Source organism: Pseudomonas sp. B21-053, from assembly GCF_026016365.1.
Lineage (GTDB): Bacteria > Pseudomonadota > Gammaproteobacteria > Pseudomonadales > Pseudomonadaceae > Aquipseudomonas > Aquipseudomonas nunensis.
This window is the reverse complement of sequence record NZ_CP087205.1, coordinates 3,605,832-3,620,013: the sequence shown is the minus strand read 5'-3', so window position 1 is coordinate 3,620,013 and position 14,182 is coordinate 3,605,832. Positions and strand designations below refer to the sequence as shown.

Annotated in this window: 13 protein-coding genes; 9 read left to right on the top strand and 4 right to left on the bottom strand. The window is 60.5% G+C overall.

What is annotated here, in order from left to right; translation table 11 throughout:
* Nucleotides 1-2 precede the first annotated feature (2 nt).
* From LOY68_RS16555 to LOY68_RS16535, 5 genes are all read left to right on the top strand, one after another.
* Nucleotides 3-1,037, top strand: coding sequence for a GlxA family transcriptional regulator (locus LOY68_RS16555; RefSeq protein WP_265038582.1), 1,035 nt, complete (start codon nt 3-5; stop codon nt 1,035-1,037).
* A complete protein-coding gene (locus LOY68_RS16550) occupies nt 1,021-2,172 on the top strand; it encodes an MFS transporter (RefSeq protein ID WP_265038580.1) in 1,152 nt (383 codons plus the stop codon). Before LOY68_RS16555 ends, LOY68_RS16550 begins: the two co-directional genes overlap by 17 nt.
* 128 nt (nt 2,173-2,300) lie before the next feature.
* Complete coding sequence (gene potE, locus LOY68_RS16545; protein ID WP_265038578.1) at nt 2,301-3,710, top strand: putrescine-ornithine antiporter; 1,410 nt, start codon at nt 2,301-2,303, stop codon at nt 3,708-3,710.
* The gene (locus LOY68_RS16540) at nt 3,707-5,992 is read left to right on the top strand and encodes an Orn/Lys/Arg decarboxylase N-terminal domain-containing protein (protein ID WP_265038577.1); all 2,286 of its coding nucleotides are present in this window, start codon (nt 3,707-3,709) and stop codon (nt 5,990-5,992) included. The genes potE and LOY68_RS16540 overlap by 4 nt, the downstream gene beginning before the upstream one ends.
* A 180-nt stretch (nt 5,993-6,172) precedes the next feature.
* Nucleotides 6,173-6,823: an MliC family protein gene (locus tag LOY68_RS16535; protein WP_265038575.1), complete on the top strand. Its 651-nt coding sequence runs from the start codon at nt 6,173-6,175 to the stop codon at nt 6,821-6,823.
* A gap of 18 nt (nt 6,824-6,841) precedes the next feature.
* Here the strand turns inward: LOY68_RS16535 and LOY68_RS16530 are convergent, their stop codons facing one another.
* Nucleotides 6,842-8,260 (bottom strand): aldehyde dehydrogenase family protein, encoded by a 1,419-nt coding sequence (locus LOY68_RS16530; RefSeq protein ID WP_265038574.1) that lies wholly within the window; start codon nt 8,258-8,260, stop codon nt 6,842-6,844.
* Nucleotides 8,261-8,368: 108 nt separating this feature from the next.
* Between LOY68_RS16530 and LOY68_RS16525 the strand changes: the two genes are divergently transcribed.
* Nucleotides 8,369-9,265 (top strand): LysR family transcriptional regulator, encoded by an 897-nt coding sequence (locus LOY68_RS16525; protein WP_265038572.1) that lies wholly within the window; start codon nt 8,369-8,371, stop codon nt 9,263-9,265.
* A gap of 1 nt (nt 9,266) precedes the next feature.
* On the opposite strand, the gene LOY68_RS16520 is transcribed toward LOY68_RS16525, so the two are convergent.
* Nucleotides 9,267-10,172, bottom strand: coding sequence for a LysR family transcriptional regulator (locus LOY68_RS16520; RefSeq protein WP_265038571.1), 906 nt, complete (start codon nt 10,170-10,172; stop codon nt 9,267-9,269).
* A 115-nt stretch (nt 10,173-10,287) separates the two neighbouring features.
* Between LOY68_RS16520 and LOY68_RS16515 the strand changes: the two genes are divergently transcribed.
* On the top strand, nt 10,288-11,283 hold the full coding sequence (locus tag LOY68_RS16515; protein ID WP_265038570.1) for a zinc-dependent alcohol dehydrogenase family protein: 996 nt from the start codon (nt 10,288-10,290) through the stop codon (nt 11,281-11,283).
* A gap of 25 nt (nt 11,284-11,308) precedes the next feature.
* Complete coding sequence (locus LOY68_RS16510) at nt 11,309-11,884, top strand: chorismate mutase (RefSeq protein WP_265038568.1); 576 nt, start codon at nt 11,309-11,311, stop codon at nt 11,882-11,884.
* A gap of 4 nt (nt 11,885-11,888) precedes the next feature.
* Here LOY68_RS16510 and LOY68_RS16505 read toward each other — a convergent pair whose 3' ends face one another.
* Nucleotides 11,889-12,767 (bottom strand): LysR substrate-binding domain-containing protein, encoded by an 879-nt coding sequence (locus LOY68_RS16505; RefSeq protein WP_265038567.1) that lies wholly within the window; start codon nt 12,765-12,767, stop codon nt 11,889-11,891.
* A gap of 100 nt (nt 12,768-12,867) precedes the next feature.
* Between LOY68_RS16505 and LOY68_RS16500 the strand changes: the two genes are divergently transcribed.
* Nucleotides 12,868-13,284 carry an ester cyclase gene (locus LOY68_RS16500; RefSeq protein ID WP_265038566.1) on the top strand — a complete coding sequence of 139 codons (417 nt, stop codon included), beginning with the start codon at nt 12,868-12,870 and terminating at the stop codon, nt 13,282-13,284.
* On the opposite strand, the gene LOY68_RS16495 is transcribed toward LOY68_RS16500, so the two are convergent.
* Nucleotides 13,257-14,180, bottom strand: coding sequence for a DMT family transporter (locus tag LOY68_RS16495; RefSeq protein WP_265038564.1), 924 nt, complete (start codon nt 14,178-14,180; stop codon nt 13,257-13,259). The genes LOY68_RS16500 and LOY68_RS16495 overlap by 28 nt on opposite strands.
* Nucleotides 14,181-14,182 lie beyond the last annotated feature (2 nt).

Sequence of the window (14,182 nt, the reverse complement as noted above, 5' to 3'; positions counted from 1 at the left end):
TCATGCCATTCGTATTCGAGAGCGTGCTGAAGGACAAGAACATGGGGTACGCCTGCACGGCGGAAAAAACCGTGAAGCCGCAGGCCCTGACCCGTGTCGCCTTCGTCCTTTTGAACAATTTCTCGATGATGTCGTTCACCGGCGCGATTGATGCACTGGTCACCGCAAACCTGATCAGCGAGACGCCGGGGTTTGAGGTGCTGACGGTCGGCCTGAAGAGTCGCCTGGTGATGAGCGACCTGGGAATTGCCATTTCCGCAGACCTGGAATTGGCCCACTTGCCCGATCGGATCGACGTCCTGATCGTGGCCGGTGGGTTGAGGGTAAAGCTGATCAGCGACCCGCTTTTACGCCGCAAACTGCGCAACGTCGCCTCGCTCGGCGCGACCCTCGGGGGTTTATGGAATGGCGCTTTCTTCCTGGCCGACGCGCAACTGATGGATGGGGTCGAGTGTGCGTTTCATCCAGACGGGCGCGCGATGATGCAGGATGTATTTCCCAAAGTAGTGGTCTCCAGCCGAACCCACGTCATCGACAGAAACCGCATCACCTGCGCCGGCGCCAGCAGCTCGTTGCGCATGATGCTGCAGCTCATCAGCGCCAAAAAAGGCGTGTCGCTGACCCACGCCGTAGAGGAAATCCTTGGCTGCGATCAAACCGGCGAAGTCTCTGGCATATCAGCGGTCACCGTGGATTCGGACCCCACCCTGCCCCAATCCCTCAAACTCGCGCTGGAGCTGATGCAGAAAAATATCGAAGAGCCGCTGTCGATCGACGAGCTGGCGGGCTGGGTGAACATCAGCAAACGTCAATTGGAGCGGCGGTTCTGCCGCTTCGTTGGCGCCACGCCCAAGCGCTACTACCTTGAGCTTCGCCTGACCCGGGCGCGGCAGCTGATTTTGCAGAGCAACCGGCCCATCACCGATATCGCGATTGCCACCGGTTTTTGCAGTTTCGCCAATTTCCATCGGCGATTTCGCGACTTCTTCGGCGTTGCGCCGAGCAACTACAGGGCCACCTATGAACGCAGGCGCTGAGTTTGCCGATGCCCGGGCTCAATATGGCGAGCGCCTGTCCACGCGCATCGCCTTCCTGATTGCGGGCCTGCTGATGTCTGCCTGGGCGCCATTGGTGCCTTTGGTGAAGCAACGCGTTGGCCTGGATGACGGAAGTCTCGGGTTGCTGCTGCTCGGGCTGGGAGGCGGTTCGATTGTCGCCATGCCCTTCGCGGGCTACCTCACGGCTCACTATGGCTGTCGGCCGGTGATCATTTTCGCGACGATTGCACTGTGTGCCGTTTTTCCAGTCTTGAGCACAGTGATCTGGCTACCCGGCCTGGTCATCGCGGTCATTTTCTTCGGCGCCAGCATGGGCATGCTGGATTGCGCGATGAACATACAGTCGGTAATTGTCGAAAAGAACAGCGGGCAAGCACTGCAATCCGGTTTCCACGGCCTCTACAGCGTCGGCGGCATCCTGGGCGCCGGCGCGATGACCGCGCTGCTGTCAGTAGGACTTGATCCACTGATAGCGACGCTCTGCATCGTTGCCGTCGTGATGGGCGCGCTGTACAAGGCGGCGCCTGCGTTGCTGGTTTATGGCACTGAACGCGGCGGTCCGTTGTTCGCGATCCCCAGAGGTATCGTGCTGCTGTTGGGCATGCTGTGTTTCATCATCTTCATGACGGAAGGCGTGATGCTCGACTGGAGCGCAGTGTTCCTCGTCTCGCACCGAGGGCTGGACCCGAGCATTGCGGGCCTGGGCTACGCCTCCTTCGCCGCCGCCATGACGGTCGGCCGCCTGACAGGGGATGCCATCGTCAGCCGATTGGGCGGCGTGCGGGTGATTGCGCTGGGTGGGTTATGCGCAGCGGCGGGCATGGCCGTATCACTTGGGTTCGATGGCTGGCCCGCATCCTTGGTGGGTTACGCGCTGGTCGGGGCGGGTTGCTCGAACATTGTCCCCGTGCTCTTTACCGCGGTCGGCCGCCAGCAACGCATGCCACAAGCGGTGGCCATTCCCGCGGTCATCTCGATGGGCTACGCCGGCATTCTGCTCGGCCCGGTAGTGATCGGCGCAGTCGCCCATCTCAGCAGCTTGTCCGTCGCGCTGAGCGGCGTAATTGTGCTGCTGGTCTTCGTCAGTGCGACTGCGCGATCGATCAAGCAATAACCGAACTGACATCGAAACGTCCTGACGTCGACTTATTCCAAATCGTGATTAAACACCTCCATTCCTTGCGCCCTCCTCATCCTTTGCTATATCTAAAAGTCCACAACGCAATCTAAAGAGGCAACGGAATGTCAGTCGCGAAGAAAATGAGTGTGGGGCAACTGACGATGTTGACGGCCGTCAACATGTTGGGCTCGGGCATTGTGTTGTTACCCACCAAACTCGCCGAGGTCGGCGCTATTTCGATTCTGTCCTGGCTGATCACGGCCACCGGCTCGCTGGCACTGGCGTATGCCTTTGCGCGGTGCGGGATGCTCAGTCGCAAGACCGGCGGCATGGGTGGCTATGCCGAATACACTTTCGGCAAGGCCGGTAACTACCTGACCAACTACACCTATGGCTTATCGCTGTTGATTGCGAATGTGGCGATCAGCATCACGGCGGTGGGTTACATCCAGGTGCTGTTCGACGTGAAACTGGACTCGCTGCAAGTGGGCCTGGCGACCATTGCCTTGCTCTGGATCACCACCTTCGCCAACTTTGGCGGCGCGCGGATTACCGGGCGGATCGGCGCGGTGACCGTGTGGGGCGTGATCGCGCCCGTGGTGCTGGTGTCGACGGTCGGCTGGTTCTGGTTCGACAGCAGTGTCTACGCCGCTGGCTGGAACCCGCACGACAAGGGCTGGTTCGAAGCCGCCGGGGCTTCGGTGGCGATCACCTTGTGGGCCTTCCTCGGGCTGGAATCGGCATGTGCCAACACCGACGCGGTTGAAAACCCCGAGAAGAACGTGCCGATTGCGGTACTGGGCGGCACCCTGGGGGCGGCGGTGATCTACATCGTTTCCACCAACGTCATCGCCGGGATCGTCTCCAACCCGGAACTGGCCTCCTCCACCGCCCCATTCGGACTGGTGTTCGCCAAAATGTTCACTCCGCTGATCGGCGATATCGTGATGGCGGCCATGATTCTGGCCTGCATCGGCTCGCTGCTCGGTTGGCAGTTCACCATTGCCCAGGTGTTCAAAAGCTCGGCGGACACCGGCTATTTCCTGCCGATCTTCGCCAAGGCCAACAAGGCCGGCACGCCCATTGTCGGCATGTTGATTCTGCTCGCCGGCCAGACCGCGCTGGGCCTGCTCACCATCAGCCCGGACCTGAGCAAGCAGTTCGACACCCTCGTCAACCTGGCGGTGGTGACCAACCTGGTGCCGTACATCCTGTCCATGGCTGCGCTGGCGACCATGCAGAAAGTTTCCAACGTACCGGCCGGCAAAGCGCTGGCCACCAATATCATTGCCTGGGTCGCGGCGGCCTACAGCTACCTCGCGCTCTACAGTTCGGGCGAACAAGCGCTGATGCTCGGCGGCGTGGCGACGATCTTCGGCTACACGCTGTTCGGCTTCGTCAATAACCGCCTGATCCGTCTCGAAGCACTGAATAACAGCGTAACGACGCAGACTGTCAGTGCGCAGCACATCAAGGGCGAGCCGGTGCCGGTCAACCACTTGCAATCCGCCACTTTGGAGCCTCAATCATGACGGAATATAGACACACGCTCGGGATGCTCACGCTGCTGGTGAGCAACCCGCCGGACAAACGCACCGTGTTCGGTCGCGCCCTGGATCAATTGATCAATGATGTGGAAGAGCGCGCGGTCCACGTCATCGCCTCGGAAACCCTGAGCGACGCCACGTCGATCCTGCGCTCGGATCCGGCCGTGCAATGCGTGCTGCTCAGCTGGGAAATGGACAAAAGTGAAGGCCACGAGGAATGCATCCAGCTGCTGGTCAGCCTGCGTGAACGCAATACCCGCGTGCCGGTGTTCCTGATCAGCGACCGCAGCACCGCGTCGAGCATTCCGCTGGTGGTCATGCAGCACGCCGACGACTTTATCTGGTTGCCCGAGGACACCAGTCGCTTCCTCAGCGGCCGCATCCTGGCCGCCATCGAACGCTATCGCCAAGCCGCGCTGCCGCCGATGTTCGGCGCGCTGGTGAAGTTTGCGCGGACCTATGAATACTCATGGCACACGCCGGGGCATGCCGGCGGCACGGCGTTCCTGAAAAGCACTGCGGGCCGCGCGTTCTACGAGTTTTTCGGGGAGAACTTGCTGCGTTCCGACCTGTCGATCTCGGTCGGCGAGCTCGGTTCGCTGCTCGATCACAGCGGCCCGATCGGCCAGGGCGAGCGCTACGCCGCCAAGGTCTTCGGCGCCCACCGCACCTATTACGTCACCAACGGCTCGTCGACCTCCAACCGCGTCATCCTTATGGCCAGCGTCACGCGCAACCAGATTGCCCTGTGCGACCGCAACTGCCACAAGTCCGCCGAACACGCGATGACACTGTCCGGCGCGATCCCGACCTACCTGGTGCCGACCCGCAACCGCTTCGGCATCATCGGCCCGATCCTGCCGCAAACCCTGAGCGCCGAAGGCGTCAAAGCCGCCATCGCCAACAACCCGCTGGTCAAGGACGGGATCGACCCGACGCCGATTCACGCGATCATCACCAACTCCACCTACGACGGCCTGACCTACAACGTCACCCGCGTCGAAGAGCTGTTGGGCCAGAGCGTCGACCGTCTGCATTTCGACGAAGCCTGGTACGGCTACGCACGGTTCAACCCGTTGTATCGCGAGCGCTTTGCGATGCACGGCAGCCCGGACGATCACGACGCATCGAAGCCGACCGTTTTCGCCACTCAATCAACCCACAAACTGCTGGCTGCCCTGTCCCAGGCTTCGATGATCCACGTGCGCAACGGGCGCAATCCCATCGAACACGGGCGCTTCAACGAGTCGTTCATGATGCACGCCTCGACCTCGCCCAACTACGCGATCATGGCCTCCTGCGACGTCAGCTCGGCGATGATGGAAGCCCCGAGCGGGCAGATCCTCACCAGCGAATCCATCGAGGAAGCCGTCGCCTTCCGCCAGGTCATCTCGCGCATGCACAACGAGATGCTGAGCAAGAACGACTGGTTTTTCACCTGCTGGCAACCGCCGACCGTGCAAGTGGGCAATGCCACGGTGCCGTTTCATGAAGTCGATCCGCTACTGCTGAAAACCGAGCCGAACTGCTGGGTCCTGCACCCGAACGAGGTGTGGCACGGTTTCGGTGATATCGAGGACGGCTATTGCATGCTGGACCCGATCAAGGTCTCGGTGCTCAGCCCCGGCATGGGCGATGACGGCAATCTGCTGGAATCCGGGATCCCGGCCTGTGTGCTCACGGCATACCTCGGTCGCCAAGGCATCGTGGTCGAGAAAACCACCGACTTCACCATCCTGTTCCTGTTCTCGATCGGCATCACCAAAGGCAAGTGGGGCACCCTGGTCAACGCCCTCCTCGACTTCAAGCGCGACTACGACGCCAACGTCGAACTGGAACTGTGCCTGCCGGACCTGCTGGCCGCCAATCAGGCGCGCTATGCCGGCATGGGCCTCAAGGACCTGGCCGACGACATCTTCGCCGCCATGAAAAAACACAAGACCACCGCCAACATGGCCCAGGCCTTCGGCATGCTGCCCAAAGCCGAATTCAGCCCGGTGGAGGCCTACGAGAAACTGGTGCGCAACGACATCGAACTGGTCACCCTCGAAGAAGCCGCCGGCCGCATCGTCGCCACGGGCATCGTGCCGTATCCACCGGGCATTCCATTGTTGATGCCGGGCGAAAACGCCGGGCCTGCGGACGGGCCGCTGCTGGCGTATCTCAAGGCGCTGGAAGCCTTCGATAAATCCTTCCCGGGCTTCACCCATGACACCCACGGGATCGAAAGCGAGGCCGGGGTTTATCGTTTGCTGGTGTTGAAATGAGGTAAGTGGGGTTCACCGCTGCTTGCTGGCCTGAACCTGAAAACGCCCTGACGACATGTCGGGGCGTTTTTGTATCTGCGTGATCAGGTGACGATGGCCCGGGCGGAGTAGACATTGCGTCAACTACCGGCCAAGCTCTAACCCGTTTAATCACAGTTGCTGACACTGGATGAAACCCACATGAAAACGGTCATGGCCCTTTTCACCTGTCTGCTCGCTGCCAACGTCTGCGCGGCGACGCCTCCCAGTGCCGAGCCCCCAACGCTCATCAAGACCACCTTCGATTGCACCTTGGCAAAGGCCTCTGTCGAGAAGCTGATCTGTCGCGACCCGCAATTGAAGCAGATGGATATGGAACTGATGCGCCTGTATCGCCTGGCGCTGACCGATGAACGCGCGGTGCCGCGTCCAGACAAAATCGTCATCGACCAGCGATTCTGGATGGACGCGCGCAATCAGTGCGGCACCGATCCGGAGCCCAAGACGTGCGTGATCCGCAGTTATGCCGAGCGTGCTCACCAGCTGCGCCAGGGCTCGGCCATCGTGCGGACCAAGGATCCCGACCGCCTCACCGAAGGCCCTCTGGCGTTTCGCTGTACCGGATTGAACGCGCTGATTGCCGCCACGTTCTATCTCACGCAACCCGGTGCCGTGTACCTGAAATGGGCGAACGCCTCGATCACTCTGAACCAGGTGCCGAGCGATTCGGGCACCCGCTACACCGGCAAGGATCGCCAGGGGGATTACAGCTTCTGGCAAACCGAAAACGGGGTGCTGTTCCAGAAGCCAGGCTCAGGCGCCATGAGTTGTACGGCAGAGCCGGTCGGCTGATGTTGGTACCGGCAGCCTTTATTGCGATGCAACCGTCTTTGCTTCCAGAAATGCCTCAAGCCCAAGAATGCCAAACTCCCTGCCGATCCCGGACTGCTTGACGCCGCCGAACGGGGCGAGAAGATCCGGATTAATTCTGTTGATAAGTACGGTGCCGGCCTCCAATCGGGACGCGATGCCGTTCGCGTGTTCCTGCCGTTGCGAAAACACATACGCCTGTAAACCATAAATCGTGGCGTTGGCGATTTCTATGGCGTGCGCCTCGCTGTCATACGCAAGGATCGACAGCACCGGGCCGAAAATTTCTTCACGCGCGATGTCCATGTCGTTGCTAACGTCAGCAAATACCGTGGGCTGCACGAAGTAACCCTTTTCCAGCCCGAAGGGTCGGCCCTCCCCACCTGCAATCAGCGTCGCGCCTTGCTCTTGCCCGCGGCGGATGAAACCTTGCACCCGATCGTATTGGGCCCGGCTGACCAGTGGCCCAATAACCGTTGCCGGATCTTGAGGATTTCCCACGACCATCGCCGCGACTAACGTCTTGACCCGCTCGATGACTTCCTTCAAGCGCGCACGCGGCACCAACAAGCGCGTACCGGCGACGCAGGCCTGGCCGTTGTTCATGAAGGCGGCATTCAGAGCCAAGGGAATGGCGGTGTCGAAGTCTGCGTCGTCGAGGACGATAGAGGCGGATTTCCCTGTGAGCGCCAGGCTCACCCGCTTCATGGTCTCGACACCGGCGTGAGCAATCAGCTTGCCTGTCGGTGTCGATCCGGTGAATGAGATTTTGGCAATCTGGGGACTGGTGCTGATTTCGTCGCCCACGTCGCCGCCACGACCCAGCAGGATATTCAAAACACCGTCAGGCAGACCTGCGCGATCAAGGGCTTGAGCCAGCGTGTGGGCCTGCAGGGCACTCAACTCACTTGGCTTGATGACCGATGCACAACCGGCGGCAATCGCGGAGGCCAATTTGCTGCAAATCGTGCCGGCGGTGCTGTTCCAGGGGGCAATCAGGCCCGCAACGCCGACGGGTTGCATAAACACCTTCGCGGCTCCCATCGGACGAACCAGTTCGTAGGCCTCCAGTGTTTGCGCCGCGTTGGCAAAACACTGCGAAGCATACTGGCTGACCCATTGAGCGCGGGCAAACGGGGCGCCGTATTCTTCGATGGCGGTGTCGCGTATCTGCTCGGTGCTGGCCAGCACGGCCGCCTGGAGGCGTTTGAGCATGTCGATACGTTCCGCCTTGGTGGTGCGCCCCATTGCGACCTGAGCACGATGGGCCGCCGCAATTGCGCGTTTCGCATCGTCACGATTGGCCAGTGTGACGGTGCCCATGAGCGCTTCTGTCGTTGGATTGATGCACTCCACGATTTCACGTCCCTGCACGGGAACGAACTTGCCGTCGATATAAGCCTGATTGATGTGCCACATGATGAGGGGTTCCTGACTGTGTCCGGGCTCGGTCCCCACAATCTAAGGTCTCCTCACTGTTTTAATAATATGATCAAACACGGATGAGTTATTTCGGAAACCGGGACTATGTATAAAAGTGGTCTGACTGAACTGGAAGTGGTACTGGCCGTGGCCAGGCGCAACGGCTTTCGCGCGGCAGCGGTAGAACTGGAGATGTCGACCACCGCCGTCAGCAATGCCGTGGCCGGGTTGGAAGCACGGCTGGGTGTGCGACTGTTTCACCGCACCACTCGCAGTGTCTCGTTGACCGAGGCGGGGCAAACCTTTGTGAATCAAATCGGCCCATCGGTCACCACTATTCAAGAGGCGATGGCCACACTGTCGGAACACAATGCCCTGCCTACCGGCACATTGCGCATCAACAGTTCCCTCGGCGCGGCGCTGATGATTTTCCAACCCATCCTGTTGACGTTCCTGAGTCGCTATCCCGGCATGACGGTAGACATCGCGACTGACGGGCGGATGGTGGACATTATTGCCGAGGGTTTCGACGCCGGCCTGCGGGCGAGTTCACGGGTACCGCAGGACATGATCCGCGTGCCCATCAGTGAAGACATCTCAATGGTCGTGGTGGCTTCGGCTGACTATTTGAGTCGACATCCCGCGCCAGACACGCTCGATGACCTTACGGCGCACACCTGCATCCGAGCCCGACTTCCGAGCGGCGTTGCCTCACCGTGGGAGTTCATGCGCGAAGACACATTGCTGAAGTTTGAAGTGCGGGGCCCCTTGGTTCTGGACAGTCCCATCCTGATGCTGGAGGCCGCGAGGCAAGGCTTGGGGCTTGTGCAGTTGCCCGAGTGGTACGTCACGCATGATCTGGCAAGCGGACGCCTGACAAGTGTGTTGCAGCAATGGGCTACGCCGGCTCCCGGGCTTTCCCTTTACTACTCCGGTCATCGGCACTTGCCCGCCGGGCTGCGTGCGCTGATAGGCGTGATTCATGAAGTAGCCGACCTTTAGCTCAAGCAATACAAACATCACCATCCACCGCAAACGCATCCCGCAGATAATCGGTAAACGCCCGCACCCGCGCCGATTGCCGGCGATCCGGTGGAAACACGGCATGGATCGGCAGCGACGATGGCGTGTACCCGTCCAGCACCGCCACCACCCGCCCGGCCTGCAGATCCTCGCGAAACAACCATGAAGGCGACAGCGACAGGCCCAACCCACTCAGGACCATTTGCCGAATCGCTTCGCTGTTGTTGCTGCGTACATTGCCCTTGACCTGCACGCTCTGCCATTCACCGGCGTGTTCGAAGCGCCAACTGTCGAAATGCTCCAGCTGATTGAACACCAGGCAGTTATGCGCGCTCAGGTCATCCGGTGTGGCGGGCACACCATTTTGTTCGAGATAACCGGGCGCCGCGAAAACCCGACGTTTTGTCAGTCCGATCTGACGGGCAACCAGACTGCTGTCCTTCAACTCGCCAATGCGCACCGCGACATCGATCCCCTCGCTGACCAGATCGACGTTCTCATCGCTCAACTGCAAGTCGATGGTCACCTCGGGGTGCTGCTGAAGAAATCCGTGCAGCCTCGGCGCGATCTGTATCCGCCCGAAACTGCCGGAAGAAGCGATGCGCAGCGGCCCGGCGACCCGTTCCTGGCCGGTCAGGAAGCTGTGTTCGGCGTTGTCCACCGCCGCCAGGATCTGCCGGCAATGGTCGTAATAGCGCTGGCCTTCATCTGTCAGGCTCAGGTTGCGCGTGCTGCGAGCAAACAATTGGCCGCCCAGACGTTTTTCCAGTGCGCCGATCTGTTTGCTGATCGTCGGCTGGCTGAGCCCGAGCTCTCGGGCAACCGCTGAGAAGCTGCCCCGCTCCACCACTCGCGTGAAAATCGACATCGCGTCCAACGTATCCATGACTGCCTGCTTGGCGATGATTTGGAATGAATACTATAGGCATTTATCGTCTTATCGGAATCCATCGGCGGCGTGAAACTGTGGCCATCAACCTCATCGTCCTCAGGAGTTCCCCATGAACCAGACCACCATGCGCGCTGCCATCGCTGTAAACGCAGGCGCCGACCTGCAAGTTAAAAATCTTCCGCTGCCTGAACTCAAGGCAGGCCAAGTGCTGGTCAAGATCATCGCCAGTGGCGTCAACCCGCTGGATACGAAGATCAGCAGCGGCCAGGGTGGGCATGCCCGGCAACCGTTGCCCGCTGTTTTGGGGATGGATCTGGCGGGTGTGGTTGCAGCGGTCAGCGCCGACGTCAGCGCATTCAACATCGGCGATGAGGTCTACGGCATGGCCGGCGGGATTGGCGGTAATCAGGGGTCGCTGGCGCAATACATCGCCGTCGATGCCGATTTGCTGGCACGTAAACCGAATAACCTGAGCATGCGCGAAGCCGCCGCCCTGCCGCTGATCTTCATCACAGCCTGGGAAGGACTGGTAGACCGGGCCAATGTTCGGGCCGGGCAGAAGGTATTGGTGCAAGGTGGTGCCGGTGGCGTCGGGCATGTTGCCGTGCAGATCGCCAAGGCTCGCGGGGCCGACGTGTTCGCGACCGGGAGCGCCGATAGCATGGCTATCATCGAAAGCTTCGGAGCCACGGCGATTGATTACCGCCGTCAGGCGCCGGCCGATTACCTTGAGCAACACACCCACGGCGAAGGCTTTGACATCGTGTACGACACCGTCGGCGGCGCGACACTCGATGCCTCGTTCGGCGTGTTGAAGCTCTACACCGGGCATGTCGTGAGCTGCCTCGGTTGGGGCGAACACAAACTCGCACCGCTGTCGTTCCGGGGCGCGACTTACTCCGGAGTCTTCACCCTGCTGCCGCTGATCACCGGCAAAGGACGCAAGCACCACGGCGAAATCCTCGCCCAAGCCACGCGCATGGCTGAAGCGGGACAACTGCGGGTACTGCTGGATGATCGACGCTTCAGCCTGGAAAACGTTAATGACGCCCACGCAATCGTTGCCGCCGGACAGGCAATCGGTAAAGTAGTCATCGACATCTGACCGATCCCTTCCAGGATATTCATGAATGAGCGTTAAACCGACACTCCAACTGCTTTGCTGCGCCACACTTGGCCTGGCCGTCCTCACCGCCCAGGCCAGTGCGCCCGCCTCGCCGCCCCAGGCCTTGCAACCGTTGCTGATGACCTTGAATGAACGCCTGAACATCGGTGATCTGGTCGCCCTGACCAAATGGGACAGCGGCAAACCGATCCAGGACAGCCCGCGCGAAGCGCAAGTGATCGCCAACGCCCGGCAACTGGCCACCGATCGCAAACTGGACCCGGAAGACGTCGGCCAGTTACTTGCGGCGCAGATGGAAGCCAACAAACTGGTGCAATACGGCTTGCTGGCCAAATGGCAAACCGCCGGCAAGGCGCCGGACACCCCGCGCCCGGACTTGGCCAAGCAAATCCGCCCGCGCCTGGATGAGCTGCAAAACCGTCTGTTGCAGCAATACGCGGACTTCGCGCCTTATCGAAACGACCCACACTGCGCGAGCTGGATTGCCCAGGCTCGCCCCCGTCTGGCCAAGGACAAGTTGCATGAACTGGCGCTGATTCGTGCTACCGGGGAGCTGTGTACGGCGGCTCTGCCCCGGTAAATCCTCAGGTCAGCCGAGCACCTGACATCAGCCCTTCGGTCAGCAACGACACCAAGGGCTGGACCAAATGCTGAGTGCGCACATCGTCGCCGATCACCGCCACTTCGGTGCTGGGCAAGGTCGGCAACTTTTCCGACGGTTGCAGAATCCGCATCCCTTCTTGCAGGAACGAGGTTCCCAGCGCAGTAATGCCCAGCCCACCGGCGACGGCGGCCTGAACCCCCATCAAGTTGCTGGCCAGGCAGGCCGACACCCACTCTCGCCGGACCGACGCCAAGGCCTCGATCATGATGGCCCGGTACGCGCACGGCGGCCGCATCATCACCAGGCGCACGGGTTTGGAGGCTTGCATGTCGAAGTCCTGCGCGGCGATCCAGACCAAAGGCTCGCGCCAGATAACCCGCCCCCGTTGTGCGGTGGCACTGGCCTTCTGCTTGGCAATCACCACGTCCAGCAACCCGGCTTCGTGGTCGGCCAGCAGGTCGTGGCTCAGGCCGGTGGTGAGTTCCAGTTGAATCTCGGGATACGCCTTGCTGAAGCGCGATAACAACGTCGGTAGTTGCGTGAGCACCAGGTTTTCGGAGATCCCCAGGCGCAGCAGATTAACGGTTTCGGGCGCCTTGATTTCGCGGATGAAGGTATCGAAATGCACCATCAACTTTCGCGCGCCCACCAACAGCCGTTCGCCGTCGGGCGTCAGGGTCAGTGTGCGGCTGGTGCGTTCGAACACACGCAAACCGAGGATGTCTTCCAGACGAATAATCTTCTGGCTGACCGCCGATTGCGAGCGTGCAATCACCTGCGCTGCCGCCGTGAAACTGCCCGTCTCCGCCACCGCGATAAACGCTCGCAACAGGTCGATTTCAAGGTCACTGGCTTGCATGGTCGATTCGCCTTTCAACTGGATTCCATAAGAGTTATGCGTTTGAGTTCTGGATAGCAAGCACCGAACATCGTATTCAATCTGAAACGAGGTGTTTGAAATGACCGATAGAACAGCCGTAAAAATCGTCGAAAGCTTCTGGCGCGAGGTGTGGCAGGCCAAAGACCCGCAAGCCGCCGCGCGCTTCGTTGCCGAAGACTTCGTGATCACGTCCGGTGGTGTCGATATTGTTGGCCGCGAAGCCTTCATTCGCTGGATTGGCGCCTTCCTCTCGACCATCGAAGACTTCGAATTCGGCGCCATCGAGACCTTCCAGAATGCGCAAGGCACCCGCGTTGCCTCGCGCTGGAAGTTGACCGGAAAAAATCAGGGGTTTATCGGTGGCCGCTCCTGCAACAGCCCGTTTGAAATGCTCGGCACCGCCGTCTGGGAAGTGCGCCCGGACGGCTTGCTGGCGCATAACTGGGTCGAGCGCAATGCTCTGGAAGTTCACCGGGACATGATCGGCTTGGGTTGAGCCGGGCTGAAGACCATACCCGACGCGAACACCACCCCAAGGATGACGCCTGCCGCACCGAGCAATTGCCAGACATTCGGCAACACACCGAGGATCGATGACACCAACATGGTGAACACCGGCGCCAGGTTGAAGAAAATCGAAGTGCGTGCGGCACCAATGGCATGGATGCCTTTGAACCACAGCAAGTACGCAATCAACGAACCGAAGACCGCCAGATAGATCACCGCGCCGTGAATGGCCAGCGAAGCGTTGCGGATGTCGGCCAGCGGATCTTCATAGATGAAGCCCAGCACGATCAGACCGATGACCCCGAACAACATGGAAAAACTCGTGGTTTCCAGCGGCGTGGAGTCTTTGACGAAGCGCCGGGTGCCGACCATGTTCGCCGCCCAGGCCATGCTGCCGGCGAGGATCATCGCGTCACCGCTGGCGACTTTCAGCCCCAGCAGCACCTGAATATCCCCACGAGTGATCACCAGCCCAACACCGAGCAGGCCCAAAATCAGCCCGATAGCGCGGCCGCGATCAATGCGTTCGCCTTCAAGCAGCACCGCAAAGATCATCGTCCACAGCGGCGTGGTCGCCAGGATCAGCGCGCCGTTAATCGGCGTGGTGGTTTGCAGGCCAAAGAAGGTCGCGAGGCTGAACGCGGTAAACCCCAGCAGGCCCAGGCCAATGAAGGCCAGCAGATTGTTTTTAAGCGTGCTGAGCCGCAGCTTTCCGGCCAGACTGAAAATCAGCACGAGCAACAACGTCGAGATGGCAAAGCGCTCAATGGAGGCGCTGATCGGTGCCATGCTCTTGATGATGTAGGCGCCGGCATTGAAGTTGGTGCCCCAGAAAAACGTGGCACCGACGATGCCGGCATACGCGAGCGGCGTTGATTTAGACATGG